This is a genomic window from Candidatus Jordarchaeum sp. (genome assembly GCF_052745115.1).
Genome location: NZ_JBRAKS010000478.1, coordinates 1 through 2,364, shown reverse-complemented (window position 1 = coordinate 2,364; position 2,364 = coordinate 1). Strand labels below are relative to the sequence as shown.

The 2,364-nt window shown below is 44.1% G+C and carries 2 protein-coding genes; both read right to left on the bottom strand.

Translation table 11 applies throughout. From position 1 onward, the window contains the following. Nucleotides 1-505 (bottom strand): hypothetical protein (locus ACUVXA_RS19810; RefSeq protein WP_445873017.1); only part of this gene is annotated, 505 nt, incomplete at its 3' end. Beyond that, nucleotides 489-1,955: a hypothetical protein gene (locus ACUVXA_RS19805; RefSeq protein WP_445873016.1), complete on the bottom strand. Its 1,467-nt coding sequence runs from the start codon at nt 1,953-1,955 to the stop codon at nt 489-491. The genes ACUVXA_RS19810 and ACUVXA_RS19805, both read right to left, overlap by 17 nt. Between the last annotated feature and the right edge of the window lie 409 nt (nt 1,956-2,364).

Sequence of the window (2,364 nt, the reverse complement as noted above, 5' to 3'; positions counted from 1 at the left end):
TCTCGGGATCCAATAAAATCTTTATGGCGTTGTTCCCCCTCATCAAACCGATGTAGAGTCCGTCGCTGGGCAATCCCAAAAAGCGGTTAAGCAGTTTGGTGTCTGCGCGGTAAACGATATCGCCAGGCTCGGGGGCATCCTCTGGGGGAAGTATTCTATCGTTCTTCACTAGCCCCACCACCTTAACTCGCGCCACTCTCCATCTGCTGGACCTAGTGGGGAATCTCGAGTCTACTGTTATTCCACGGGTAATGTGGTACTTCACAAACTCGGGATCTGTGTAGTACTCGTTGTAAGCCTGGATGTTGGAAACCCTTCCCATGAGTACGCTGAGCCCCAGAGGCACTTCAACGTATTCTCCCACTTTTACCTCGGTTTCCTCCGCTATTTGAAAATTAAAATTCAGGTGATTGGGAGTGTTTCCCTCACAGATGATGACTCCCAAATCCGACTTGTTTTCCCTCTGAGGAGTATGGTTTTCGTTTTCGCTAATCTTTTTTTGCATCCTCTTTTCTCCTCCCGGCACGCTTTAGGCGTCTTAAGTCTCGGGTTCTTTGAAGCTCATCCCACATACCCATAAGTCCAGTTTTCAGCGAACCCTTAACCGCCCTCATCAGCTGCTCCAGATTAACCACGGCTACGTTTTTTGCTGAGGCAACCACACTGGGTCCTCCTTCAAATCTTTTTTTAAGGGAAATGGATGAGAGGCTGAAAGCTAGATCTGTGATTTGCTTCTGTTCCTCAAGCGGATTCTTTGAAACGAACTCATACTTGGTAACAAACGGTTTCTTCATAACGTAAAACTCGTAATTGTTCTTTATGGGTGGCTTACCCTTCTCATGTCCTCTTCTTATCAAGCAGGTGGAGTCACCATCCTCAAGCACCATGGAAAGAAAATTTAGGTCATTGGTGGAACCAAAATCACTCCCCAAAATCCTAGTGGCAATTCTGAAAAAGAAATTATCCATAGATATGGGGGAAACCCCCACCGGAATTACCCCATTCTCACCCGCAGTTTTAAGAAACTTGTAGAACAAGTCATGACACCGATCCCTCAAACGCACCAATTCCTTAGAATAGACCATAAATCCGTGTGGAACAAGTGAACCCAGCTTGAAGTAGACCTGAAACTTGTCACTATGCTCCTCAATCATCTCCATTCCCAGCTTATAATGCTGAATCTCTCTTAGGTAACGGGCAGCAATATTTCTACCCGCTTCCAAAAGCTCCGGGAAATCCGTTGACATTTCAAAAAAAGGCTCACCCTCCACAAAGGGTTCAGAGCCCCGATAAGAGTGAAGATCCGGAATATACCGAGACAGAGACTTGCTCTGATCAAGAATATTCTTATCAAAGAAACCAAGGTAAGCTCCGCTACTGATGGCGGCTACAGACAGTAATGAAAAATCAAGAAGCGCCCAATGTTCCAACCTATGGGACGAAGCAGAACCGCAAACAAAAACGTTATCCAAAAATAGGTCCTGAGCAAACTTGGGCAAAACCAGCGTTTCACCAAGTAAAACACCACCATACTCCGTATCCTCCACTCTAACCCGGAACAACTTCTCTCGAACCTCACCCCCCAACACTTTGGGAAAATCCAGTTTTTCTAAAAGCCTACGAACCTTATCCGAAACCGAAACTAGCTCCGCTTGAGCAGCGACCTCCTGACCAATAAAATCTTCAACCCTAATAATGCTTCGAGGCTCAAACAACAGCTCCTCCGCAACCTCATAAACTCTACTAGAATTCACCCTATACCTTCCCGCCCCCTCATAAGTTAAAATATCCAGATTGGAGAGATCATCCAAATAGTCTTTAACCGCTCGCTCCGTTAAATCCACTTTCCGAGACAAAGTGTTCACATCCACCACACCCTGCTCCGCGGATACTTCAAGGCAGGCATTTAAAATAATTGTAAGTCTTGCACGATAGGTTGTTCCAGTCCGCCCCATATAAACCACATTCTATATCCGAATCCGAAATATATTTCTAATCAGTATAATATAAGCCACAAACACCATATAAACACAACGCAAAAAACACCACAAATCCATGCAGCAAAAACATATTCCCGTCTCAGTACTCTAACTTCTTACCTTCTTACCTATTTTAAAACAGACGCATACTAACAGCCCTACCACTAAAATTTTGGCAGCAAACATATTTCTAAACTTCGACTGACATAGAACTTTGGCACGACCAACTGGATCCACGAAAACGTTGCCTCGACATGTATTTGGTTAAAATCTAGTTTAACCCTTTGTTTCCCATTATTTTAAGAGGGTTTACAACATTAGAAAGATTTGATACTAAATAATACCATATATGGCTATGTGGTACTATGAAACTAGCTGACTGGGC